At 63.0% G+C, this 21,827-nt stretch carries 26 protein-coding genes; 13 read left to right on the forward strand and 13 right to left on the reverse strand.

What is annotated here, in order from left to right; genetic code table 11:
* Positions 1 to 76 precede the first annotated feature (76 nt).
* From HPTL_RS09115 to tolQ, 11 genes are all read right to left on the reverse strand, one after another.
* Positions 77 to 577: a VOC family protein gene (locus HPTL_RS09115; RefSeq protein ID WP_119335700.1), complete on the reverse strand. Its 501-nt coding sequence runs from the start codon at positions 575 to 577 to the stop codon at positions 77 to 79.
* 22 nt (positions 578 to 599) lie between these two features.
* Positions 600 to 1,355, reverse strand: coding sequence for a response regulator transcription factor (locus HPTL_RS09120; protein WP_119335701.1), 756 nt, complete (start codon positions 1,353 to 1,355; stop codon positions 600 to 602).
* On the reverse strand, positions 1,352 to 3,406 hold the full coding sequence (locus HPTL_RS09125; protein ID WP_119335702.1) for a PAS-domain containing protein: 2,055 nt from the start codon (positions 3,404 to 3,406) through the stop codon (positions 1,352 to 1,354). Before HPTL_RS09125 ends, HPTL_RS09120 begins: the two co-directional genes overlap by 4 nt.
* A 6-nt stretch (positions 3,407 to 3,412) precedes the next feature.
* Positions 3,413 to 4,108, reverse strand: a complete 696-nt coding sequence (gene queC, locus HPTL_RS09130) for a 7-cyano-7-deazaguanine synthase QueC (protein WP_119335703.1) — start codon at positions 4,106 to 4,108, stop codon at positions 3,413 to 3,415.
* Positions 4,105 to 4,752, reverse strand: coding sequence for a 7-carboxy-7-deazaguanine synthase QueE (queE, locus tag HPTL_RS09135; RefSeq protein ID WP_119335704.1), 648 nt, complete (start codon positions 4,750 to 4,752; stop codon positions 4,105 to 4,107). The genes queC and queE overlap by 4 nt, the downstream gene beginning before the upstream one ends.
* Positions 4,749 to 5,549 carry a tol-pal system protein YbgF gene (gene ybgF, locus HPTL_RS09140; protein ID WP_119335705.1) on the reverse strand — a complete coding sequence of 267 codons (801 nt, stop codon included), beginning with the start codon at positions 5,547 to 5,549 and terminating at the stop codon, positions 4,749 to 4,751. The genes queE and ybgF overlap by 4 nt, the downstream gene beginning before the upstream one ends.
* A 19-nt stretch (positions 5,550 to 5,568) precedes the next feature.
* Complete coding sequence (gene pal / locus HPTL_RS09145) at positions 5,569 to 6,093, reverse strand: peptidoglycan-associated lipoprotein Pal (RefSeq protein ID WP_197713664.1); 525 nt, start codon at positions 6,091 to 6,093, stop codon at positions 5,569 to 5,571.
* A 37-nt stretch (positions 6,094 to 6,130) separates the two neighbouring features.
* On the reverse strand, positions 6,131 to 7,399 hold the full coding sequence (tolB, locus tag HPTL_RS09150) for a Tol-Pal system beta propeller repeat protein TolB (RefSeq protein ID WP_119336159.1): 1,269 nt from the start codon (positions 7,397 to 7,399) through the stop codon (positions 6,131 to 6,133).
* A gap of 70 nt (positions 7,400 to 7,469) precedes the next feature.
* A complete protein-coding gene (locus HPTL_RS09155; RefSeq protein WP_119336160.1) occupies positions 7,470 to 8,462 on the reverse strand; it encodes an energy transducer TonB in 993 nt (330 codons plus the stop codon).
* A 10-nt stretch (positions 8,463 to 8,472) separates the two neighbouring features.
* Complete coding sequence (locus HPTL_RS09160; protein ID WP_119335706.1) at positions 8,473 to 8,913, reverse strand: ExbD/TolR family protein; 441 nt, start codon at positions 8,911 to 8,913, stop codon at positions 8,473 to 8,475.
* Between the two features lie 24 nt (positions 8,914 to 8,937).
* Positions 8,938 to 9,603: a protein TolQ gene (tolQ, locus tag HPTL_RS09165; protein ID WP_119335707.1), complete on the reverse strand. Its 666-nt coding sequence runs from the start codon at positions 9,601 to 9,603 to the stop codon at positions 8,938 to 8,940.
* A gap of 106 nt (positions 9,604 to 9,709) precedes the next feature.
* Here tolQ and HPTL_RS09170 point away from each other — a divergent pair, with 106 nt between their 5' ends.
* The 10 genes from HPTL_RS09170 to HPTL_RS09215 all read left to right on the forward strand — a co-directional run bounded on the left by HPTL_RS09170 (position 9,710) and on the right by HPTL_RS09215 (position 17,827).
* Positions 9,710 to 10,807 carry a hypothetical protein gene (locus HPTL_RS09170; protein ID WP_119335708.1) on the forward strand — a complete coding sequence of 366 codons (1,098 nt, stop codon included), beginning with the start codon at positions 9,710 to 9,712 and terminating at the stop codon, positions 10,805 to 10,807.
* Positions 10,808 to 10,827: 20 nt separating this feature from the next.
* Positions 10,828 to 11,367, forward strand: coding sequence for an ATP-dependent protease subunit HslV (hslV, locus tag HPTL_RS09175; protein ID WP_119335709.1), 540 nt, complete (start codon positions 10,828 to 10,830; stop codon positions 11,365 to 11,367).
* A complete protein-coding gene (hslU, locus tag HPTL_RS09180; protein WP_119335710.1) occupies positions 11,364 to 12,746 on the forward strand; it encodes an ATP-dependent protease ATPase subunit HslU in 1,383 nt (460 codons plus the stop codon). The genes hslV and hslU overlap by 4 nt, the downstream gene beginning before the upstream one ends.
* Positions 12,747 to 12,799: 53 nt before the next feature.
* Positions 12,800 to 13,693, forward strand: coding sequence for an AEC family transporter (locus HPTL_RS09185; RefSeq protein WP_119336161.1), 894 nt, complete (start codon positions 12,800 to 12,802; stop codon positions 13,691 to 13,693).
* A 74-nt stretch (positions 13,694 to 13,767) separates the two neighbouring features.
* On the forward strand, positions 13,768 to 14,148 hold the full coding sequence (locus HPTL_RS09190) for a hypothetical protein (RefSeq protein WP_119335711.1): 381 nt from the start codon (positions 13,768 to 13,770) through the stop codon (positions 14,146 to 14,148).
* A gap of 55 nt (positions 14,149 to 14,203) precedes the next feature.
* Positions 14,204 to 14,968, forward strand: coding sequence for a class I SAM-dependent methyltransferase (locus HPTL_RS09195; RefSeq protein WP_119335712.1), 765 nt, complete (start codon positions 14,204 to 14,206; stop codon positions 14,966 to 14,968).
* A gap of 99 nt (positions 14,969 to 15,067) precedes the next feature.
* Complete coding sequence (locus HPTL_RS09200) at positions 15,068 to 15,757, forward strand: nucleotide-binding protein (protein ID WP_119335713.1); 690 nt, start codon at positions 15,068 to 15,070, stop codon at positions 15,755 to 15,757.
* Between the two features lie 85 nt (positions 15,758 to 15,842).
* On the forward strand, positions 15,843 to 16,577 hold the full coding sequence (locus HPTL_RS09205) for a hypothetical protein (RefSeq protein WP_119335714.1): 735 nt from the start codon (positions 15,843 to 15,845) through the stop codon (positions 16,575 to 16,577).
* A 3-nt stretch (positions 16,578 to 16,580) separates the two neighbouring features.
* The gene (locus HPTL_RS09210) at positions 16,581 to 17,129 is read left to right on the forward strand and encodes a FlgO family outer membrane protein (protein ID WP_119335715.1); all 549 of its coding nucleotides are present in this window, start codon (positions 16,581 to 16,583) and stop codon (positions 17,127 to 17,129) included.
* Positions 17,126 to 17,827, forward strand: a complete 702-nt coding sequence (locus HPTL_RS09215) for an MBL fold metallo-hydrolase (protein ID WP_119335716.1) — start codon at positions 17,126 to 17,128, stop codon at positions 17,825 to 17,827. The genes HPTL_RS09210 and HPTL_RS09215 overlap by 4 nt, the downstream gene beginning before the upstream one ends.
* A gap of 6 nt (positions 17,828 to 17,833) precedes the next feature.
* On the opposite strand, the gene HPTL_RS09220 is transcribed toward HPTL_RS09215, so the two are convergent.
* Entirely contained in the window at positions 17,834 to 18,712 is an 879-nt protein-coding gene (locus tag HPTL_RS09220) for a DNA/RNA non-specific endonuclease (protein WP_170141326.1), read from the reverse strand.
* An 86-nt stretch (positions 18,713 to 18,798) separates the two neighbouring features.
* Between HPTL_RS09220 and HPTL_RS09225 the strand changes: the two genes are divergently transcribed.
* The gene (locus tag HPTL_RS09225; protein ID WP_119335718.1) at positions 18,799 to 19,335 is read left to right on the forward strand and encodes a disulfide bond formation protein B; all 537 of its coding nucleotides are present in this window, start codon (positions 18,799 to 18,801) and stop codon (positions 19,333 to 19,335) included.
* On the opposite strand, the gene HPTL_RS09230 is transcribed toward HPTL_RS09225, so the two are convergent.
* Entirely contained in the window at positions 19,314 to 19,850 is a 537-nt protein-coding gene (locus HPTL_RS09230; RefSeq protein ID WP_119335719.1) for a putative metalloprotease CJM1_0395 family protein, read from the reverse strand. The genes HPTL_RS09225 and HPTL_RS09230 overlap by 22 nt on opposite strands.
* Positions 19,851 to 19,960: 110 nt before the next feature.
* Between HPTL_RS09230 and HPTL_RS09235 the strand changes: the two genes are divergently transcribed.
* A complete protein-coding gene (locus HPTL_RS09235; RefSeq protein ID WP_119335720.1) occupies positions 19,961 to 21,259 on the forward strand; it encodes an NCS2 family permease in 1,299 nt (432 codons plus the stop codon).
* Positions 21,260 to 21,271: 12 nt separating this feature from the next.
* On the forward strand, positions 21,272 to 21,823 hold the full coding sequence (locus HPTL_RS09240; RefSeq protein WP_119335721.1) for an adenine phosphoribosyltransferase: 552 nt from the start codon (positions 21,272 to 21,274) through the stop codon (positions 21,821 to 21,823).
* The last annotated feature ends 4 nt before the right edge of the window (positions 21,824 to 21,827 follow it).

A 21,827-nucleotide genomic window follows, 5' to 3' on the forward strand; every position in this document is an offset into this window, starting at 1 on the left:
CGCCGACGGTCGCACCGCACCTCAGCGTGCGCTTCTTCGTCGCTGACACCGGCCGGCGCGCTCTTTCTGCGTCGAATTAGCCTGAAGCGGCTGAGCTTGCGAGCCGGTCAAACGCCGCTACAACCTCCGGCGGCGCCTGAACGAGTTCGATCAACACCCCTTCGCCGCTGATCGGCGCCTCGTCGCTCCCCTTCGGATGGATGAAACAGATGTCGAACCCCGCTGCCCCTTTGCGGATCCCGCCCGGCGCAAAGCGCACCCCTTTCGCGCTCAGCCAGGCGACCGCTGCGGGCAGGTCGTCGACCCACAGCCCGACATGGTTGAGCGGGGTCTGATGGACTGCGGGTTTCTTTTCGAGATCGAGCGGTTGCATCAAATCGACCTCGACCTTGAACGGGCCACTACCCAGCGCAAGGATCGCTTCGTCGACGTTTTCCCGCTCGGAGCGGAAGGTTCCCGTGATCGGCAGCCCGAAACACTCAACCCAGAGTTTTTCGAGTCGGGCGCGATCGAGCGCCCCCAATGCGATCTGCTGTACGCCCAAGATGCGAAATGGTCGTTGCTCCGTTTGACTCATGATGGACTCCTATCGAATAGGCTCACGATGCTGCTTGCCACGTGACGGGTAGCGCGAAGAGGTAACCGGCGCCATAAACCGTCTTGATGATTTTCGGCGCGTGGGGGTCGTCCCCCAGTTTTTTGCGTAGGCGAGAGACCCGCACGTCGATACTGCGGTCGTAGGCTTCGAGCGCGCGCACGCCAGCCAACTGTTCGCGCGAGAGAATGCGGTTGGGTTGCCGCAGGAAACGGAGCAAAAGCTCCGCTTCGGCGGTCGAAAGGGTCAGCGGCTCAGTGTCGTCGCGGACCAACGCGAAGGTAGCGGCATCGAAACGCCACGCGCCGAAGTGCGCTACCTGTCGTTCGTCCGCGGCGTTCGTAGCTGCTATCGCGCCAGGCGTCGCAGCCCCCTTCTCGCCGCTTCCAGCAGCCTGGTAGCGCCGCATCACCGTTTTGGCCCGCGCGGCAAGTTCACGCGGGTCGAAGGGTTTCACCAGATAGTCGTCGGCCCCCAGTTCGAGGCCGAGCACCCGGTCGGCCACCGCGGCACGCCCGGTGAGGATGATCACCGCGCAAGGGTAGCGGGTCTGCAGTTCTCGCAACAGGTCTAAGCCGTCGCGGTCGGGTAGTCCAAGGTCGATGATCGCCAATTCGGGCGGGGTGGTTTCACAATGCGCCAGTGCGGCCTGCGCAGTGCCAACCAGGGTCACCGCAAAGCCGAACGGTTCGAGCGCCCGGGCGATCAATTGCGCGACGTCGGGTTCGTCCTCGACGATCAGCGTGGGAACCGCGCTCACCGCTTCTCCTCCGGCGTTACCGTTTGGGCCACATGGGCGATGGTAACCGATCGCAGCGCTTCGGCCAACGCCGCTTGGCTTACCGGTTTCGCCAACGCCGGAACATCGGGTAGTGCTGGGGCTTCGTGCCAATAACCGCTCACCAAGACCGCAGGCAACCCCGGGCGCACCGTCCGCGCCCGGGCAATCAGGGTGCCGCCGTCGCACCCGCCCGGCATCACCGCGTCGGTGACTACCACGTCGATCTCCGCAACGTGTTCGATGAGCTCGAGCGCTTCGGCACCATTTTCGGCTTCGAGCACGCGGTGCCCCAGGCGCATGAGCATCTGACGCAAAAGGTGGCGGACCTCCGGTTCGTCTTCCACGAGTAGCACCGTAAGGGCGCACGGCGCGGTTTCGGGTTTCGCGGCAGGCCCAGGGTCGCTGGATGGCGCAGGCGGTTCGCACTGCGGCAAGACAAAGGTGACCGTCGTACCAACCCCCGGCTCGCTGCGGATACGAATCGCGCCCCCCGACTGGCGCACGAAACCGTAGACCATCGCAAGCCCAAGGCCACTACCGCGACCGAAGGGTTTGGTGGTAAAGAACGGTTCGAACGCGTGCGCGAGCACCTCCGGCGCCATCCCGCAGCCGGTGTCGATTACGTCGAACTGCACGTAACGCCCTGGCGTAAGGCCGTAACGCTCCGCCAAATCGGCAAAGATTTCGCACGGCAACACCCGGATCGTCAGGGTGCCGCCTGAAGGAGCCATCGCGTCGCGCGCGTTGAGTGCCAGATTGAGGAGCGCATTTTCCAATTGGTGGCCGTCGGTATGGGCGTAGAGCGGCGTTTCGGGCAAGCGCAGGTCGAGCGTGACCAGTTCGCCCAAGGTTCTGGCAAGGAGCACTCCCAACCCCCGTACCCGCTCGCCCACCTCCACCGGTGCCAAGGCCATCGGCTGCCGCCGCGAGAAGGTGAGCAAACGCTTGACCAGATCGACGCCGCGGCGTGTCGCGCGAACCGCTGGCGCGATATGTTCGCGCGCCAGCGACGCCAACCCGCGCGCGGTCAGTGCTTCGTCGAGCGCCTCCAGGTTGCCGAGGATGATCGTCAGCAAATTGTTGAAGTCGTGCGCGATGCCGCCGGTGAGCTGCCCCACCGCCTCCATCTTCTGCGCCTGGATGAGCGCCTCTTGTTGCGCCCGCTGCTCCGTGATATCGAACGAGAGTACGAAGAAACCGACCACCTCCTCGCCCCGCTTTTCCGGAACGACGGTACTGCGGGCAAAGACCCGTTTGCCATTGGCGCGGGTGCGGTGGTATTCGTAGGTGACCCGCTCCCCGGCAAGCGCCCGCTCGAGATGGGTTTCGATTTGCGCATAGGCTTCCGCCCCCACCACCTCGGCGATCGTCTGCCCGACGATCGCCTCGGGCGTCGTCTCGAACCATTCGGCGTAGACGCGGTTCGCGTAGCGGTAGCGTTGGTCGCGATCGACGTAGGCGACCATCGCTGGGATCGAATCGAGGATCAAGCGCAACCGCGCTTCCGAATAGGCCAGCGCCTCTGCGGTGGCTTCGAGCTCATGTTGCGCTTCGCGCAATTCCTGATAAGCGCGCGCGAGCTCCTGGGTCCGTTCGCGCACGCGCGCCTCGAGCTGCAGGTTCTGCTCTTCGATCAGCCGTTCGTTGCGCCGCAGTTCGGTGATGTCGGTCCAAAGGGAGACGAACCCAAGGTTGGGGATTGGGACGCCCCGCACCGCGAGAATTTGACCGTTGGGGCGTTGCCGTTCGAAATAGTGAGGTTGAAACGAGCGCGCTGCCGCCATCCGCTCCGCGACCAGCTTTTCGATCTCGCCGTCCCCATACTCCCCCCGCTCGGCGTTGAAGCGCACGAACGCCTCGAAAGGGGTCCCTTCACGGACCAACTCCGGCGGAAAGTCGAGCAAGCGGGACAGGGCCTGGTTCCACGCAACCAGTTTCGGTTCGGCGTCGAAGACCGCGATCGCCTGATCGAGGAGGTCGAGCCCCGCAAGCAACAGATCGTAGCGACGACGATCCTGGGGCGAGGGCATCGGGCGTCACCCCGTCTGGTAGTGGGTGGGATCGGGGACGCCAGCCGCAGCAAAGCCCGCGGCACGCAGACGGCAGGAATCGCAGCGGCCACACGCGCGCCCCTCGGCGTCGGCCTGATAACAGCTCACCGTGAGCCCATAGTCGACCCCGAGCGCCACGCCGCGACGGATGATCTCGGCCTTGGAAAGGTAGAGCAACGGGGCATGCACCCGATAGCGCGCCCCCTCTACCCCTGCTTTCGTCGCCACGTTGGCCAGGTGTTCGAACGCCGCCAGGAACGGCGGACGGCAATCGGGGTATCCCGAATAATCGACGGCGTTCGCGCCGATGAAGAGATCGGTGGCGCCCACCACTTCCGCCCACGCGAGCGCCAACGCCAAGAGCACGGTATTGCGCGCCGGGACATAGGTGATGGGGATCGTCGTGCGCGTCGAGCCGTCTTCGGGTACCGCCAACGCGGCATCGGTGAGCGCCGAGCCGCCAAACGCATCGAGTGAGGCCTGCGCGATCCGATGCTCGACTACCGCAAACGCACGCGCCACGCGTTTCGCTGCGGCGATTTCGGCGGCGTGCCGTTGCCCATACGCGACGGTGAGCGCGTAAAGCTGGTAGCCACGCGCTGCGGTTTCGGCAAGCACCGTCGTCGAGTCCAACCCCCCGGAAAGGAGCACCACGGCTTTGGGTTTCGTGTACCCGGTCATCGCCCGCGCTCCTCACCCCACAAAACCTTGTGCAATTGCAGCTGAAACCGCACCGGCAGCTTATCGGCAACGATCCACTCTGCCAACTGGTGTGGCGGTAAAGCGTTGGCCACCGGCGACAAGAGCACGGCGCACCGCTCCGTGAACCGCTTCTCGGCAATCACCATTTTCGCCCATTCGTAATCGGCACGATCGGCGATCACGATTTTGATCTCGTCGGTGGGTTTGAGCGCAACGAGGTTCTGCCAAAGGTTCTTCTCGTGCTCTCCCGAGCCGGGGGCTTTGAGGTCCATCACCACGGCAACGCGTGGATCGACGTCGGCAATCGGCAACGCACCGCTCGTTTCCAACGAAACGTCGTATCCCGCGTCCGCAAGCGCACGCAGCAGCTGATGTACCGCCGGTTGCGCCAACGGTTCGCCACCGGTAACGCACACGGTACGCACACCGCGTGCGCGCACTTCGGCAACCACTTCGGATACCGTTTGCCGCAAGCCACCTTGAAACGCGTAGGCGGTATCGCACCAGTGGCAACGCAGTGGACAGCCGGTCAGCCGAACGAAGGTCGTCGGCAAACCAACACGCGACGACTCCCCTTGAATCGAGGTGAAAATCTCGCTGACGCGCAGCAGCGCTTCACTCATCGCCCCAGCCGCTCGCGCGCGATCTTACCCGCTGGCGTGTTCGGATAGCGCTCGACCAGACGATTCAACATGTCGTTGGCCTCTTTACGGTCGCCCAGACCTTGCAGCGCATTGGCCAATCCCAGCATCGCGTCGGAAACGAGCTCGTGCCCCGGGTGGTCGAAGACCACCCGCGCGAAATGTTGCCGCGCCTTATCGTACTGTTTGAGTTGCAACGCGGCCGTACCGGCCCAAAAGCGCGCTTCGACCGCTTGCGGGTCCGACGGATAGCGAGCCAGGAACGTCTCGAAATCCTTGAGCGCCGCGTCCGTTTTCTGCGCTTGCAGTTCGCGCAACGCTTGTCCAAAGAGCGCTGCCGCCTCGGCGCGAGACGGTTGGGGCGCGGTCGCACCAGAACTGGCAGCGGGGGCCACCGCTGTGCCACCACCAGCGCCCCCCCCGATCTCACTCGATGGCGCGCCGGAAGCTGGCGGTGCCCCAAACGACGCCCCTTCGCCACCAGCCAACGCGCGCAACCGTTGATCGAGATCGAGGTAAAAATCTTTTTGCCGCTTCTCGAGTTGTTCCAGGCGGTAGCGCAGCTCTTCGATCGCCCCTTGCAGTCGGGCTAGCTCCTGCTGCCGAGCGTTTTCGCGGTTTGCTGCGTCGAGCGCGAGACGGTTGACCCGCTCCTCGAGCGCCTGCACCTGCCCCTGTAGGGCTTCGAGCCGTTTGGCGTCGTCACCGAACAGCGCCCACGCAGGCGACAGGTTCGCCAACGAGAGTGCGATGACCATTCCCCACCGTATCGCGCGCATACGCTAGACTCCTTTGGGTTCAAAACTCCCCTTCGTAGAGGATATCAGCGCGCCGGTTCTGTGCATAGCACGATTCGTTCCGTTCCGTACAGACCGGTTTCTCTTCGCCCAAGCTCACCGCTTCGATGCGCTCGGCCGCAACCCCGAGTGCAGAAAGCGCTTGCTTCACCGCTTCGGCACGTTTTTGTCCCAGCGCCAGGTTGTATTCGCGACTCCCCCGCTCGTCGGCATTGCCTTGGATCAGTACCTTCACCGTCGGGTATTTCTGCATCAGTTGCGCGTGCGCCACCACCAGCGACTGGTACTCGGGCTTGATCTCGTAGCGGTCGAAATCGAAATAGATGCTGCGTTGGTGCGCAGGATGGGCTGGATTCTTGATCTCCGCCAACAGAGCCTCGGATGGAGAACCGCTTGCAACCGCAGATGCAGCCACATCGCGATCAGACACCCCAACATTACCCTCTTCGGTTGGTGTCGAAGAACAGGCTGCCAAAACGGCCGGTGCAACCATAACCACCATCCACTGGCGCAGATGAAGACCCATGACAAGCTCCTTTCGATGAACAGGTTGAAGACAATTTTTAACGTGGCAAACGCCCCCACGCAGGTTCCCGAACGTCGGCACCGGAAGCGCTCAAACGCAAACGCACCCGGCCGTCGGTCGAAACCGCAGCCAAAACCCCTCGGCCACCGACCTCGGTGGCATAGACGATCATATGACCCGTCGGGGCGAACGCGGGCGATTCGTCCCGCTCGGAATCGGTCAGGATTTGCCGATAGCCCGCGGTCAAATCGTGGTAGACGACTCGGAACCGCCCGTCGATTCGGGTGATATAGGTGAGGGCGCGTCCGTCGGGGGAGACGTCCGGGCTTACATTGTAGCTGCCCTCGAAGGTGATGCGCTGCGCGTCGCCCCCGGTGGCTGGCATGCGGTAGATCTGAGGCGACCCACCGCGATCCGAGGTGAAATAGAGCCATTGCCCATCGGGAGAAAAGACCGGTTCGGTGTCGATCGAACCGGAACGCGAAACGCGAAACGCCCGATTGAGCGTGAGATCGAGCACGTAAATCTGCGAGATCCCATCCTGGGTGAGCGTCACTGCCAATTTGCGCCCATCGGGCGACCAGGCCGGTGCCGAGTTCGAGCCGCGGAAATTGGCCGCGACCCGCCGCCTGCCAGTTGCCACCTCATGGATATAAACCACCGGCTTTTTGTTTTCGAACGAAACGTACGCAAGCTGATGCCCGTCGGGCGACCAGGCAGGCGAAATGATCGGTTCTGGAGAAACCAGCGCCGTTGCGGCATGGCTGCCGTCATAGTCACCGATCTTGAGTTCGTAACGGTTTCCACTCTTGACGACATACGCCAACCGCGTCGTGAAATACCCTGGCACCCCGGTCAATGCTTCATAGATCAGGTCGGCGATGCGATGCGCAGCGGCGCGTAATTGCCCTGCGTTGAACTGCACCACCCGGTTGGTCAATTCGCTGCGCCGCACCGTATCAAAAAGACGGAGGCGCGCTTCCCAAACCCCCGGTGCCGTCGCATAGACCGACCCCGCAAGCACCGCTTCGGCACCTCGTTGCGTGAGCGCGGCATAGTCGGGAATCAGGTCTTCCGGAGCCCGCATCCAGCCGACATCGACCACGCGGAAAAGTGCGCTCCGCTCGAGGTCGGAACGGACGATCTCAGTAAGCGATTGCGGGAGCGCCTCTTCGTTTACCAAGTAAGGAAGGGCCACCGCGATCTGCCGGCCGCTCGAGCCAGTGATTTCGATCGCGAGCTGAGCCATAGCGACCTGAATGCCCAGCCACCAAAGCATCATCAAACAGGCCAGAGTGCGCATCATGCCGACCATCGGTACCTCACCGGTATCCCTTGAAACAGAACGAGACATTATAGCGAAACCAAGTACATTGTCACTGTGCCAGCGGCCGCAGAATCAAACGCAGCTCACGGGCGAAAAGACGATGATCCGGTGGAGTCGGCAACGGACTCGCAGCGCGGATCGCTCGTTCGAGCGCCACATCGAGCGCCGCAAACCCCGACGAGCGCACCAGACGCACCTCAACGACCGTGCCGTCGGGCAGTTGCACCACGTCGAAAACCGCTTCCGGATTCCCAACGACGCCAGGCGGCACTACGACGTGTTGGCGCACTTTGGCGCGAATCGCATCGATATAGCTGGCCCGCGCCGCATCGCTGACCCCAGACGGCGCCCCACTGCGCCCCTGGGCAAGCGCCATCAACCGCTCCCGAACTGGATCGGAATGCGGTGACTCCGCCTGCGGCGGTTTCTGTTCCGCAGCCAGACGCCGCTGTACCAGCCGCTGAAAATCGTCTACCGGCTCTGGTTTTGGCTTCGGCTTGGGCTCTGGCTTCGGTTTGGGTTCCGGCCTAGGCTCTGGTTTTGGCTGGGGCTCAGCCTTAGGTTCCGGCTTAGGCTCTGTTTTCGGTTCTGGTTTTGGCGTAGGCTTCGGCTCTGCCTTCGTCGCCTGCGGCTCCGGTTTCGGCTCCGGTTTGGGCATTGGCTTCGGTTCCGCTTTCACTGCCATCTGCGGCTCAGGCTGCGGCTGCGATTTCGGCACCGGTTTTGGTTCTGGCTTCGGTTCTGACTTCGGTTCTGGCTTCGGTTCCGGTTTAGGTTCCGGTTTAGGTTCCGGTTTCGGTTCCGGTTTCGGTTCCGGTTTCGGAGTAACGCGCGCCGCAGCACCATCCCCTGGCGTCACTGTCCGCGCCCGTTCCGTGGTCGCAGCGATCGGCGCCACCAGATCGACCACGACCGGTGCGGGCGGTGCGCTTTGCCAGTCGAGCGAAACGAGCAAAACCGCTGCGAAAAAGAGATGGACGGCCACCGCCAGCACCCATGCCAGCGCGCGACGAAAGCCATCAGAACGGCGCAATACGTTCATCGTCAACGGATCATGACGCCGGCCGCGGGGCGGCGTCTTTCCTACCTTCGCCGGTGCTCGTCTGCAGCCCGACACGCGCAAATCCGGCGCCACGCAGGCGATCGAGCATCCCCATCACGGTTTCGTACGTCACTCGGCGGTCCGCCGCAATCACCACCGCCAAATCGGGGCGCTCCGCTTGTAACGCGCGCAAGGCGCGCAACAGCGCGAGCGGCTCCATCGCCACTTCTGGGGCCGTTGCGGTCTTTTTCAAGCCGATCGAACCGTCGGCGTGGATCACCACCACCGCGGCTTCCGAGGTCGGTGCGGGAAGTTGCGCGACGCTCGGAAGCTGCACCTCCCCCAGTTGGATCATCGGCGCGGTGACCATGAAGATCACCAGCAGCACCAGCATCACGTCGATGTAGGGCACGACGTTCATCTGGCTCATCAACGCCCGTCGACGCGCCATCGCTTCGCTCCCTTGCCTGGCTCGTCAACGCCCGATTTGGCGTTGCAACAAATTGGTCATCTCGTCGATGAAGGTTTCGATTTTCACCGAGAGCCGCTCGATATCGTGGGTGAAACGGTTATACGCGATCACCGCAGGAATTGCGGCAAAGAGACCAATCGCAGTGGCGATCAGAGCTTCGGCAATTCCCGGCGCCACGTGGGCGAGCGTTGCCGTCGTCATGTTCGCCAACCCGCGAAACGCGTTCATGATGCCCCACACCGTACCAAACAGGCCGATGTACGGCGACACCGACCCGACCGAAGCCAAAAAAGCCAGATGCGCTTCGAGTGCGTCCAACTCGCGCTGATACGCCACCTGCATCGCACGCCGAATACTGTCGATCGCGCCGCCGCGCTCCCTTTGCCGCAGCCATTCCCGATACCCTGCCAGAAAAACCAACTCCATCGGTCCAGCCTGATCGAGCCGCGCCTCCACCCGTTCCGCCAACTGATCCAAACGGGCTGCGTTCCAAAACTGCACCTCGAACCGCTGCGTGGCGCGACGCGCCGCACGAATGTGCAACATTTTGAGGAAAATCCAATACCACGAAAGCAGGGAAAGCCCCACGAGCAGCGCCATCACCAGCTGTACCGGAAGGCTTGCCTGCAAGACAAGGTGAGTAAGCGAAAGATCGGCGGTTTGCGACATCGTAACCAAGAAGGCGAAGACAGAGAGTGTGCAATTATAGCAAAGAAAGCTCCGTTTTTGCTACTCCGCTGGCGTCTCTCCCCTTGCTCGTGCTAGGATTGTGCGCATGGATGGGTTTGCCACGAACGGATGGGCGCTCGGCGCGCCGCCCCCCTACCTCACCGCGCTCGCAGAGGGCGTGGAAGCGATCGTTCGTCTTTCCGCAACGGAAACCGAAGCGATCGCCCTCGACATTGCCAATGGCAATACCGCCAGTGCATGGGCACTTCTCAAACCCCGTATCGCTGCGAAAACCGAAAACCACGCGTTGTGGCAACTGGCCTATGAACTGCTGACGCTCGACGGATCCGCGGAAGCGCTGGAGCAACTCTCGGAACACTACGCAGCCACCTTCGGCGAACTGGCCCCTTTTGCACTTACCGCGGCTGACACAGCGCAAACCCACAGCGAGCGACGAAGCTGGATCCGGTGGCCGGCGGAGTTGAACGCACAAAACGCACACGATTTCGTCACCCACTGGCCCAACAGCCCGACGCTCCACTTCGACCTTTCGGACGTACACACCATCGCTTCGGAAGCCGCAGCGGAACTGACGCAGGCGCTCGCCGAAACGCTGCGTGCGGGAAAGCGACTGCGCTGGCGCGGCCTTGACAACGGCATCTTGGTGTTGCTATCCCCGAACACCCTTCTGCATACCCCCGAAGAGATCCAATTGCTGCTGCTCTGGCTCAGTGCCGCGAAGCGGGAAGAGGAAGCCGAAGCGCTCGCGCTCGAATACGCGCTGCGCTTCGACAGCACCCCACCCGATTGGTGTTTCGATCGCGTCGCCAACCAGAGCGCCGACGAACCAGAAACAACGCAACCTGCCCTAGAAACGGACACCGCGACCGACCACCTCGTGGTCTTACCGGCACAAATGACCGACCACCATGTCACCGTCCTGTTGAAGCGGATCGGTGACGCGGCGGTCACCGGAGACCTACCACTCAACTGCCAGGCACGGCGGCTCCAGACGTGGCCGTTTCGCAGCCTCGCGCGCTTTGGCCACCTCATCCGCCGGCAAGTCACGCCCCGTCTTTCGTCCACCGCGCAACCCGTTCTGCGGCTCCTTCACGCGCCGCTGTGGCTCCAATTGGTCGTTGCATTGGCCGGCCTTGCACCATTCGTGCAATTCGTCGACAATAACGCCTCTACTTCTCGTTGAACCCACCAAACCGTTTCACTATGTCCACCACACTCCACGGCACCACGATCGTCGGCGTGCGCCGCAACGGTCAAGTCGCACTGGGCGGCGACGGCCAAGTCACCCTTGGCGCGATCGTCGTCAAAGGAACCGCTCGCAAAGTCCGCACCCTCTACCACGGTAAAGTCCTAGCCGGCTTCGCCGGCGCGACGGCGGACGCCTTCACCCTCTTCGAGCGCTTCGAAGCGCAACTCGAAAAACACCAAGGGCACCTCCTGCGCGCCGCAGTCGCGCTCTCCAAAGATTGGCGCACCGACCGCGTCCTGCGGCGACTCGAAGCGATGCTCGCGGTGGCCGATCGCGAACACCTCCTCATCCTCACCGGTACCGGCGACGTGCTCGAACCCGAAGACGACGTGGTCGCGATCGGCTCGGGCGGCGCCTACGCGCTCGCCGCTGCGAAAGCGCTCCTGCGTCACAGCGAGCTTTCGGCACAAGCGATCGTCGCCGAAGCGCTCAAGGTTGCCGGCGAAATTTGTATCTACACCAATGAGAACCACGTGATCGAGGTGCTGGAATGAGTGACAACCCGCTCACCTGTCGTGCGATCGTCGCCGAACTGGACAAATACATCGTCGGGCAACACGCGGCGAAGCGCGCGGTCGCACTCGCACTGCGCAGTCGCTGGCGGCGCGCCCGGGTTCCGGAGCCCCTACGCCACGAAATCACGCCGAAGAACATCCTGATGATCGGCCCAACTGGTGTCGGAAAAACGGAGATCGCACGCCGCTTGGCTCGGCTTGTGCAAGCGCCGTTCGTCAAAATCGAAGCGACCAAATTCACCGAAGTCGGCTACGTCGGCAAAGACGTCGATACCATCATCCGCGACCTCGTCGAAGTCGCGGTCAAAGAGGAGCGGGAACGCGCCATCGCCGCGGTCCGTGAAAAAGCACAAGCCGCGGCAATCGAGCGGATCCTCGATATCCTCCTTCCGCCCCCCCGCAAAGAACCCGAACCGACTGGGCTCGCCGCCCTCTTTGCCAACGCAGCCGACGAAACCGCCGTACCTCCTCCACGGGAAGAGAGCGCAACGCGCGCCAAATTTCGCGAAAAGCTGCTTCAGGGCGCGCTCGACGACAAGGAGATCGAGGTCGAGGTGCGTGAAGCGGCACTCGCGGCGCACGTGATGGGGCCTCCGGGCATGGAGGAGATCACCGAACAGCTGCAAGGGCTCTTCCAAGCGATCGGCGGCAAGAAAAAACGGCGCAAAATGACGATTGCCCAAGCCAAAGCGGTGCTCACCGAAGAGGAGGCCGCAAAACTCCTCGACGAAGAGGAGATCAAGCGCCGCGCGATCGCGAACGCGGAACAAAATGGCATCGTCTTTCTCGACGAGATCGACAAAGTCGCAGGCTCCGACGGCGGACGCGGCCCCGACGTCTCGCGACAAGGGGTGCAGCGTGACCTCCTGCCGCTCGTCGAAGGCACCAGTGTCACCACCAAATACGGTACGGTGCGCACCGACCACATCCTCTTCATCGCCTCTGGGGCCTTTCACCTCAGCAAACCCAGCGACCTCATCCCCGAACTGCAAGGGCGGTTCCCAATCCGCGTCGAACTCGACCCGCTCACCGTCGACGACTTCGTCCATATCCTGACCCGAACCGAGGCGAACCTCATCACCCAATACCAGGCGCTGCTCGCCACCGAAGGGGTCACGCTCACTTTCACCGACGCTGCGGTCCGCCGCCTGGCCGAAATCGCCTGGCAAGTGAACGAACGCGTCGAAAACATCGGCGCACGCCGCCTCTACACCGTGATGGAAAAACTGCTCGAAGAGATTGCGTTCCTTGCGGGCACCCCGGAATGTCCCAATGCGGTGACGATCGACGCACCGGACGTCGACCAACGCCTGAGCGATCTCGCGCAGAGCGAAGATCTCGCGCGTTACGTCCTGTGACGCCCTGCCCTACGGTTTTGCCACTGCGTTCGTGACAGCAGACGGCGATGGAACTGGCGAACCGGATCGTTGCGATCCTCTTTCCCCTGTTTGCGATCGTCGCTCTGGGGATCTGGGTGGGCGCCCGACAACGCCCGGAGATGGGCGTGGCGAACCGCCTCAACATGGACGTTTTCGTTCCGGCGCTTGTTTTTCATGCGCTTGCGAGCAAACCGATCGTCTGGTCGCAGTTCGGTCCGTTGGCGCTCGCGGCCCTCGTGCTGGTGATCGGCTCGGGCGCCGCCGGCTGGCTCTTGGCAAAAGCGATGCGACGTCCAGCGCAGACCGTCGTGCCGCCGATGATGTTCAACAACTGCGGCAACCTGGGCATTCCACTTGCACTCCTTGCGTTTGGCGAAAGCGCCGTACCCGCTGCCGTCACGCTCTTTTTGGTCAGCAACCTGCTCCACTTTTCGTACGGCGTTTGGCTGCTCGACCACCGCTTCCGTTGGTGGCAGGTGTGGCGGGTTCCGGTGGTGCTCGCCTCGTTCGCCGGCGTTGCGGTGGGTATGAGCGGTGTCACCTTGTGGCCACCGCTACAAACCGCGATCGAGATGGTGGGGCAGATCGCGATCCCATTGATGCTCTTTGCGTTGGGGGTGCGCCTTGCCACCGCGCAGATCACGGCGTTCGTCGACGGATTGATCGTCGCGATCGCCCGCCCGCTTGCGGGAATGGCGCTCGCGATCGGCGTTTTGTTCGCAGCAAACGCATTGGGTCACCCCTTCTCGCCACGGGACGCCGCGCAAATCCTCCTGTTTGGCGCGCTCCCGCCAGCGGTCCTCAACTACCTGTTCGCGGAACGCTACCGCCAAGAGCCTGAGATCGTCGCCTCGATGGTACTCGTCGGCAACGCCGCGGCGCTTGTCGTGTTACCCTTGGCGTTAGCGCTGGTCCTTTCCTACTGAGGAACCACATTGCCTTTCTTCGCATTCGCTTCTATACTGGTAATAGCCACATCCATTTCTTTCGGGAGCGAACCATGTCCATTGCTGGTTTCGGCATCATCGGCCCAACGGGCGAACGGCTCAACACTTCGGCAGCGTCGCCCGCGGAGGTGCAGCGACTCACGCAACCGCAGTCCGGAAATCCAAATCCGACCGTTGGCCAACCGCCACCACCCCCCGTAAACGAACCGACCCAAGCACCGGCCAGCGTTCGGGTCTCCCTCTCGGCGGCTGCACAGCAAGCCACCGCCGGTGCGCCTACCCCACCCCCCAACAGCACAACGCCTCCGACACAACCCGAAGCGACCCAGACGCCGTTTGCGGTGCAGCGCGCCCAGAACCTCTATGCGCTCAACACCAACGCGCCAGTCAGCGTGAATGACACCACCCAAAATGGCGCGCAAACGCTGCGCTGACGCGCGGCTCCACCCCAGCATCCCCTTCTGACAAAGGCGAACCGCACGCTTACCTATGACCCTTTCGCTCCATGCACTCCCCCCCATTGCCAAAGCGCTCCTCGCGCAACTGGGGGGGTGGCTGCTTGCCTACGTCTCAGCGCGTCTGGGTGCGCTGGGCGAAAGTGGACTCTCCCCGGCCTGGATCATCACCATCCAAGCCGCCGGCGCTGCGGGCATCGCCTGGCTGCTTGCGAGCGACCGCTGGTGGATCCCGATCCATCTGGCCTTCATGCCCGCGATCATCGCCGCGCAACGGCTCGCGATCGCACCGTACTGGTACCTCATAGCATTCGTCGCCTTGTGGCTGATCTTTCGCAACACCATCCGGACGCGCGTCCCGCTCTACCTCTCCAACGCGCAGGCGGTCGAGGCGATCGCGGAGCAGCTCCCCACCGATCGCCCTTTTCGGTTTCTCGACCTGGGGAGCGGCACCGGCGCGCTCCTTCTGCCGCTTGCGCGCCGCTTTCCCAACGGCATCTTCGTCGGCATCGAAAGCGCGCCGTTGCCGCTTTGGTGGGCGCGCTGGCAAGCGCAGGGACAACCCAACCTCGTTTATCGCAGCGGCGATATCTTTGCCGAATCGTGGCAGGGGTACGATTTCGTCTATGCATTCCTTTCGCCTGCACCGATGGGTCGGGTGGCGCGCAAAGCGCGCAAGGAACTGACGCCTGGCGCGGTGCTGATCAGCAACTCTTTTCCCCTGCCCGATCGGGAACCCGGCCGGGTTCAACCGCTCGACGAGGCCGGACGACGCACGCTCTATTGGTACCCGTTCTGATTTGCCCCGCTTTTTCCCCACTTTTTCGCTCAAGAACCGACCTCGGTTGCCGATAGTCTACGCAGAAGCTGAGACGACGAACGGAGAGGAGCCGCGGCAATGGCCATTTTGATCGCGATCATCGGCAACAAAGGCGGGACCGGCAAAACCACCCTGTCCCATCTGCTCTGCCACGGTCTGGGGTTGCTCGGATACAAATCGGCCTGTATCCTCACCGACACCGCGCGCGAACCGTTGAGCCCCGAAGGGCGCCGCTACGTCATCGCCGACGCCCGTTCTGCGGCAACGCTCGAACGGATCGTCACCAAGCTGCGCACGCTCGACGATTGGGTGGGCGTGCTCGACGGCGGCGGCAACCGCCCCGAAATCGACAAACGGCTCTACGGTATCGCAGACCTGGCGCTCCTACCCTTTCGCGAATCGGCCGAGGATATCCGCACGGTGATCCGCGACCTCGAACAGTACCCCCGCGCGTACGCCGTGCCGTCACAGTGGCCGGTGAGCAACCGCTGGCAGCGCCAGGCCGCGGACAAACTGGTCGCGCAGATGATGGGCCCGTACCGACACCGAATTTTGCGGCCTGTTCCTGCACTTTCGGCCACCAAGCTGCTCTTGCTGAAGCAGATCCCTGCGCATCTGCCCACACCACTCAACAACGCAGCGCGACAATTCGCGCGCCAAATGGTCGAACTGCTCGCGCTCACGGAGGAAACGCCCGAAACCGTCGAATCCGACACGCACGAATACCGCATTCCGGAGGAAGAGATGCCGTTGCGCTACCGCCGCTGACCTGACTGGTGTCAACGGCGTGCCTCTTGCCGAAATCGCCTTTTTCGCTGTACGATAGCAGGGCAGAAACGAGGAGAGGGAACCGATGAACCGCCCAATCGTGTCGCGTGCGCTGATCTTTGGCGCGATCGCCCTTGGCGCAACCGCTTGTATGACGCCGTACAGCGAAGTGCCCGTAGCCACCAATTTTCCGACCACCACCCAAGAAAAACTGCAATCGGCACACCACTGGCAGGTGATCGCCGAAGGCATCGCCGCGCAGATCACGCAAGCCCTGCAACAAGAGCAAGGGTGCCGCACCGCGCCGCTCGCGTGCCCGACGCTCGCGTTCGCATCGCCGGATCGCCCATCGCCCTTCGAACGTGCGCTGATCGCCGCAATCACCACCGAATTGGTGCGCCACGGCTGGAAAGTACGAACCGAATTGCCTGCCGATATCACGCTGCGCTTGGACGTCCAGGCGAACCGCTTTCGCAACCGCCCTGCCGACGGCAAATTCACCAGCGCTGCCGCTTTGGGGGCGGGCCTCTGGGTGCTGAGCGACGACAAAAACATCGGCGTATGGGAACACGTCTCGCCGGGTGCCTCTGCGCTCGTCGGTCTTGCCGCAACGGATCTCTGGCGCTGGCAAACGAGTCAGTTCGCGCAAGGGCCGACCCCAGAAGTCGAACTGATGGTCAATGTTTCCGCCGTTCGGGAGGGGGTCTATCTGGCGCGCACCTCTGAGGTTTTCTATATCGCAGAGAGCGACCTGGCGCTCTACACACCGCCGCCTGCGCCGTACCCCGCCCCAATGGTCTTGCCGGTCCGCGGGAGCTGAGCCATGCGCTGGAACCACCGCAATCGAACCGCTGCCTTCCTCTTGGTGAGCGCTGCGCTGGTAAGCGGTTGCCTCACGACGCAGCCTGAGCCGCTGCGCGCCCCTGAGGAGAACCCCAGTGCGGTACTCGACACCACCTACGGGCTGATCGACGCGATCGCGCAACAGGCGCCCGCTTGGGTCAAGAATGGCCCGGTGCTGGTTGCAACGTTCGTCGACGTCGATCAATTGGAGCATTCTTCGACATTGGGCCGCGCGATCACCGAACAGGCGAGCACCCGTCTGGTGCAACTGGGCTTTCCGGTGGTCGAAGTCAAACTGCGCGCGAGCCTCTTCGTCAAGCAGGATACGGGGGAACTGCTCCTCAGCCGCGAAATCGGGCAGATCGCCCGCGAACAATCGGCGCGGGCGGTCTTGGTCGGCACCTATGCGGTGGGGAAACGCGCGGTCCATATCAACGCCAAGCTGGTCGACCCCACCCAGGGGACGATCCTTGCCGCGCAAGACAGCGTGCTCGCACTCGACAGCCACGTCAAGAGCTTGTTGCGATGAGTCGACCATACACCGCAACCGGAAGCCAAGAGAAGAGCCGTCTGGGTGCGATCGTCATTCCCGTCACACCGTTCGAGCAGAATTGCACGCTGCTCTGGGATCGCGAAACCCAGGAAGGGGTCGCGGTCGACCCGGGCGGAGAGATCCCCAAGATCTTGGACGCCGCGGAGTCGCATGGGATCGCGCTGCGCGCCATTTGGCTGACGCACGGCCATATCGACCATGCCGCGGGCGCGCCTGCGCTTGCTAAAGCCGTAGGCGGCATCCCGATTCTCGGCCCCCATCCGGCGGACGAGTACTGGCTACAAGGACTTCCGCAGCAAGCAACCTATTTCGGTTTTCCGCCAACGGTGGCGTTCACGCCGGACGAGTGGCTCGACGAAACCCAAGCGGTCATGGCAGGTGAGATCCCCTTTCAGGTGATCCACCTGCCCGGCCATACCCCCGGCCATCTGGTCTTCTTTCAACCGGAATATCGGCTGGCGCTGGTAGGCGACGTGCTCTTTGCCGGTTCGATCGGACGCACTGACTTTCCTGGCGGAGACCACCAGGCGCTCATCCAAGGCATTCAGCACAAGCTCTTCCCGTTGGGTGACGACGTCCTTTTCATACCGGGGCACGGGCCGCAGAGCACTTTTGGCGAGGAGCGCGCCAACAATCCTTTCGTGCGCATGTTCACGATTCCCAAACATTCCTAAACCCAATCACGGCGAGGCCCGATCTCCGCCAAAGTACCGCGCTGGCTGACGCGCCCAAGCGTCGTCGAGTCCCCACTGAATCGGGTCGGCTTCGACGGACTCCAACCGCGCCTGCTCGTTTTCCGGTAACGCTGGGAAAAAATCCAAGCCAGTCAGGGCTTCGACGCTGTCGATCGCGACGATGAAGTCGCGCAAATCGCTGTCAGCCGGGGTATCCTGCGGCACGAGAAACGCGATCGCACGCCGGGTACCGTCCGCCTCTTCACGCACCAAGATGCGGTAGTAGGCTTCTGGAACCGCCACCCACGCCGAAGAGAACCGCAAAGGATTTTCACCCCACACTGGGCCGACGATCACCCAAAGTTTGCTGGCCCCGGGCGCAAAGCGGTTTGCTTCGAGCCGTTCGAGCCGCTCCCAACTGCCTCGGTTGTGCTCGGGTTTTTGCGGCGCGATGTTGCTCATGCGAAAGGTCGCGTATTGGGCGTCGCGCCCGTAGCGCGTTCCGATCAAGAAGTTGGGCGCCATGTGGCCGCGATCGAACCCGGAACGGGTATAACTTTCGTGCGTCACACACCCCAGATGCAACCGGCAGCGCCAGGTGCGTGAGTCGGGCGAAAAACGATCGGGGCGCGGCCCAAGACGATAGCGCGGTGGCGGATCGGCGCGGTACGCAACCCACTCGGGCACGCCGTGCCATTCGCTGTAGCGCACGACGAAGCCGGGGTTGACCAGAGTCGTTGCGAACCAGCTCCCACCGTGCGGCCAACCGTAGGGGGTGTCTTCCGGTAGCGGTTCGCCAGGCACGAACCAGACTGCGATCGCCACCAGGCCCGCTGCGATCAGCGTCGTCACCCAGCGGCGTGGCCATCGAACCATTTGCGCCATCGTCTTGCCTCTGCGCATCCGCGAACCCATACGTACGTCAAAACGCGCTATTATCCCGAAACTCTGAGCGATCCGGACAAAAACGCATGGCTCGATGGCGCACTTTTTTCGTTACGCTTGGCCGCGCCCCAGCCGCACCGTGGTGGGGGATCGCTGCGGTCGCTTGTGCACTTGCCGTTGCCAGCATCGTACTCACCCACCTTTTGCGTTTGGCACCCTGCCATTTGTGCATCCTACAACGGTTCCTGTTCCTGGCTCTTGCTGTACTGGCCAGCGGTGTGGCGCTGAGCGGCGCGCGCTTCCGCTTGCTTTATCGCGTCATGGCCATCGGCACCGTCCTTACCGCATTGTTTGGTATGGGCGTTGCAGGGTATCAGTCGCTCTTACAGTGGCACCCCGAGTCGTTCACCTGCGGCGGCGCCGAGCTCTCGCCTCTCGAACGCTTCGTGGAATGGTTGGCGTCGCTCTCTGAAACGCTCTTTCTGCCGACTGGTTTTTGCAGCGATCCCGGTTTGGTCCTCTTTGGGTTGTCGCTGGCAAATTGGGCGTTTCTGGCGTATGCTGGGATCGCGGCAGTAGGCATCTGGGCGCTGCGGCGCGCTCAGGCGCCGTTGGCGCGGTAACGGGCAAGGGCGTGTTGCACCGGAAAGGGGGTAGGGTCCGAAGGTTGGGCGTCATTCTGCGCACGCTTTGCGTCTTCCTGCTGCGCTTTCGCCAATTCGATCCGCGCCTGTGCCGCCATCTGTGCCGCTTGCGCCGCCACTTTGCGGTCTTGCGGGGAGGGGTCGGCCGGCGCGAGCGCCGCAGCACGAATCCGCTCCGCTTTCTGCAGTGTCTCTTCCGGCGTCTTACCTGGCGAGACGTCGATCTGCACGTCCCCGGCAATGGCGTATTGCCGACCGTCTGGGCCACGCACCGTGGTAAATTGCGCCCCCCGCGTCACCAGTCCAGCACCGGCTGCAACATGCGCCGCTTCGTGCGCGCGCACCTTGCGGTCGATTTCGCGCAGTCGCGCTACCTTCTGCGCCGTTTCGGCGTCTTGCCGCAACGGCGTCGCACCCCGAGCATCGAAACCACTGTCCTGTGCGGCCATGCTGGGTGGCATCGAACCGACAACGTAAATTGCCGAGATCACCATCGCGTGCTCCTTCAAAAAACATCATAGCCCGGGAAACCCCTAATGACAAGTCACGCCCCAGAACCGGTACAATTCGCTCCGCGATCAACCACTTGAGTGAGAAAACGACAATGCCGACTTTCCTGGAACGCCAGTTCGCGCTCGCGGCGCACGGCACGACGCTGCGCACCGAGCTTCTTGCGGGTCTGACCACGTTCTTGACGATGGCGTATATCCTGTTCGTCAACCCGGAAATCCTTTCGACCACCGGGATGCCGAAGAGCGCCGTTTTCGTCGCCACCTGTCTGGCCGCCGCGATCGGCTCCTTCATCATGGGATGGTGGGCCAACCTGCCGATCGCGCTCGCCCCAGGGATGGGGCTCAACGCCTATTTTGCGTTCGTGGTGGTGGGAACGCTCGGCTTCACGTGGCAGCAGGCGTTGGGCGCCGTGTTCATTTCGGGGGTCCTCTTCATTCTGGTTTCGCTCTTCCGGGTCCGTGAATGGGTGATCAACGCGATTCCCAAAAGCCTCAAATACGCGATTTCCGCTGGCATCGGCCTCTTCCTCGCGATCATCGGGTTGAAAAACGCGGGCATCGTCGTCGCCCATCCCGCGACCCTCGTCACCTTGGGCGACCTGCATCAAACCCCGGCCTTGTTGGCTTGCCTCGGCTTCGTGCTCATTTTGGCGCTGGAAGCGCGCCGCGTCAAAGGGGCGATCTTGATCGGGATCCTTGCGATCACCTTCCTCTCCGTTGGGCTGGGGTTGACCCCGTTCCAGGGGGTGGTCGCCGCACCGCCGTCGCTCACTCCGACGTTCCTCGCGATGGATATCGCCGGGGCACTGCACGTCGGCTTGGTTTCCGTCGTGATGACGTTCTTCTTGGTCGAACTCTTCGACGCTTCGGGAACGCTCATCGGGGTGGCTCATCGCGCGGGACTTCTCGACGCCGAAGGAAAACTCCCCCGGATGGGGCGGGCGCTGCTTGCCGATTCGTCGGCGATCGTGGTCGGGGCAACGCTCGGCACCTCGTCGACCACCGCATACATCGAATCAGCTGCAGGCACCGCCGTAGGGGGGCGCACGGGGCTCACCGCGGTGGTAGTCGCGGTGCTGTTCCTCTTGGCGCTCTTTTTCTCGCCGCTTGCGGCGATGGTCCCCGCGTACGCAACGGCGCCGGCGCTCCTCTACGTGGCGATCTTGATGTCGCGCGGGCTTGCCGAAGTCGATTGGCACGATCTCACCGAAGCCGCCCCTGCGGCGGTCACCGCGATCACGATGCCCTTCACCTTCTCCATCGCGCACGGGATCGCGTTCGGCTTCATCACCTACGCGGCGCTCAAGATTTTGAGCGGCCGCATCAAAGAACTGCCGATCGCGGTTGCGGTGATCGCAGCGCTCTTCCTCGTCAAATTCGCGCTGTGGTAAGGAGACCCGCCCATGAGTGCGCTGCCGCCCCCATTGCCCGACCCGGCGCCGCTGGTTGCGCGCATCCGGACGATTCCCGATTGGCCCAAACCGGGCGTTTTGTTCCGCGACATCACGCCGTTGCTCCTCGACCCGCAAGCATTTCGCCTGCTCGTCGATACCTTCGTGATCCGCTATATGCACGAAAAGATCGACCGCGTCGCCGGAATCGACGCGCGCGGGTTCATCATCGGGAGTGTCGTCGCCCACCAACTGAACGCCGGGTTCATCCCGATCCGCAAAGCGGGTAAACTCCCGTTCACGACGCTGCGCGAACGTTATACGCTCGAATATGGTGAGGCCGAAGTCGAAATCCACACCGACGCGATCGAACCGGGCGCGCGCGCCTTGCTGATCGACGACCTGATCGCAACCGGCGGTACGATGGTCGCCGCCGCCAATTTGCTCACCCGTCTGGGCGCGAACGTGGTCGAGACCGCGGCGATCATCGACCTGCCCGCGTTGGGCGGCAGCGCACGACTACGGGAAGCGGGTTTTTCCGTGTTCACCTTGTGCTCGTTCTAAGGAG

The sequence above is a fragment of the Hydrogenophilus thermoluteolus genome (assembly GCF_003574215.1).
Classification (GTDB): Bacteria; Pseudomonadota; Gammaproteobacteria; order Burkholderiales; family Rhodocyclaceae; genus Hydrogenophilus; species Hydrogenophilus thermoluteolus.

What these genes read in the sequence shown, in the direction of transcription:
- HPTL_RS09115 (WP_119335700.1), bottom strand. Translation starts at nt 577, where the DNA reads ATGAGTCAAACGGAGCAACGACCATTTCGCATCTTGGGCGTACAGCAG.
- HPTL_RS09125 (WP_119335702.1), bottom strand. Translation starts at nt 3,406, where the DNA reads ATGCCCTCGCCCCAGGATCGTCGTCGCTACGATCTGTTGCTTGCGGGG.
- queC (WP_119335703.1), bottom strand. Translation starts at nt 4,108, where the DNA reads ATGACCGGGTACACGAAACCCAAAGCCGTGGTGCTCCTTTCCGGGGGG.
- queE (WP_119335704.1), bottom strand. Translation starts at nt 4,752, where the DNA reads ATGAGTGAAGCGCTGCTGCGCGTCAGCGAGATTTTCACCTCGATTCAA.
- ybgF (WP_119335705.1), bottom strand. Translation starts at nt 5,549, where the DNA reads ATGCGCGCGATACGGTGGGGAATGGTCATCGCACTCTCGTTGGCGAAC.
- pal (WP_197713664.1), bottom strand. Translation starts at nt 6,093, where the DNA reads ATGGGTCTTCATCTGCGCCAGTGGATGGTGGTTATGGTTGCACCGGCC.
- tolB (WP_119336159.1), bottom strand. Translation starts at nt 7,399, where the DNA reads ATGATGCGCACTCTGGCCTGTTTGATGATGCTTTGGTGGCTGGGCATT.
- HPTL_RS09155 (WP_119336160.1), bottom strand. Translation starts at nt 8,462, where the DNA reads ATGAACGTATTGCGCCGTTCTGATGGCTTTCGTCGCGCGCTGGCATGG.
- HPTL_RS09160 (WP_119335706.1), bottom strand. Translation starts at nt 8,913, where the DNA reads ATGGCGCGTCGACGGGCGTTGATGAGCCAGATGAACGTCGTGCCCTAC.
- tolQ (WP_119335707.1), bottom strand. Translation starts at nt 9,603, where the DNA reads ATGTCGCAAACCGCCGATCTTTCGCTTACTCACCTTGTCTTGCAGGCA.
- HPTL_RS09170 (WP_119335708.1), top strand. Translation starts at nt 9,710, where the DNA reads ATGGATGGGTTTGCCACGAACGGATGGGCGCTCGGCGCGCCGCCCCCC.
- hslV (WP_119335709.1), top strand. Translation starts at nt 10,828, where the DNA reads ATGTCCACCACACTCCACGGCACCACGATCGTCGGCGTGCGCCGCAAC.
- hslU (WP_119335710.1), top strand. Translation starts at nt 11,364, where the DNA reads ATGAGTGACAACCCGCTCACCTGTCGTGCGATCGTCGCCGAACTGGAC.
- HPTL_RS09190 (WP_119335711.1), top strand. Translation starts at nt 13,768, where the DNA reads ATGTCCATTGCTGGTTTCGGCATCATCGGCCCAACGGGCGAACGGCTC.
- HPTL_RS09195 (WP_119335712.1), top strand. Translation starts at nt 14,204, where the DNA reads ATGACCCTTTCGCTCCATGCACTCCCCCCCATTGCCAAAGCGCTCCTC.
- HPTL_RS09200 (WP_119335713.1), top strand. Translation starts at nt 15,068, where the DNA reads ATGGCCATTTTGATCGCGATCATCGGCAACAAAGGCGGGACCGGCAAA.
- HPTL_RS09205 (WP_119335714.1), top strand. Translation starts at nt 15,843, where the DNA reads ATGAACCGCCCAATCGTGTCGCGTGCGCTGATCTTTGGCGCGATCGCC.
- HPTL_RS09210 (WP_119335715.1), top strand. Translation starts at nt 16,581, where the DNA reads ATGCGCTGGAACCACCGCAATCGAACCGCTGCCTTCCTCTTGGTGAGC.
- HPTL_RS09215 (WP_119335716.1), top strand. Translation starts at nt 17,126, where the DNA reads ATGAGTCGACCATACACCGCAACCGGAAGCCAAGAGAAGAGCCGTCTG.
- HPTL_RS09220 (WP_170141326.1), bottom strand. Translation starts at nt 18,712, where the DNA reads ATGGCGCAAATGGTTCGATGGCCACGCCGCTGGGTGACGACGCTGATC.
- HPTL_RS09225 (WP_119335718.1), top strand. Translation starts at nt 18,799, where the DNA reads ATGGCTCGATGGCGCACTTTTTTCGTTACGCTTGGCCGCGCCCCAGCC.
- HPTL_RS09230 (WP_119335719.1), bottom strand. Translation starts at nt 19,850, where the DNA reads ATGGTGATCTCGGCAATTTACGTTGTCGGTTCGATGCCACCCAGCATG.
- HPTL_RS09235 (WP_119335720.1), top strand. Translation starts at nt 19,961, where the DNA reads ATGCCGACTTTCCTGGAACGCCAGTTCGCGCTCGCGGCGCACGGCACG.
- HPTL_RS09240 (WP_119335721.1), top strand. Translation starts at nt 21,272, where the DNA reads ATGAGTGCGCTGCCGCCCCCATTGCCCGACCCGGCGCCGCTGGTTGCG.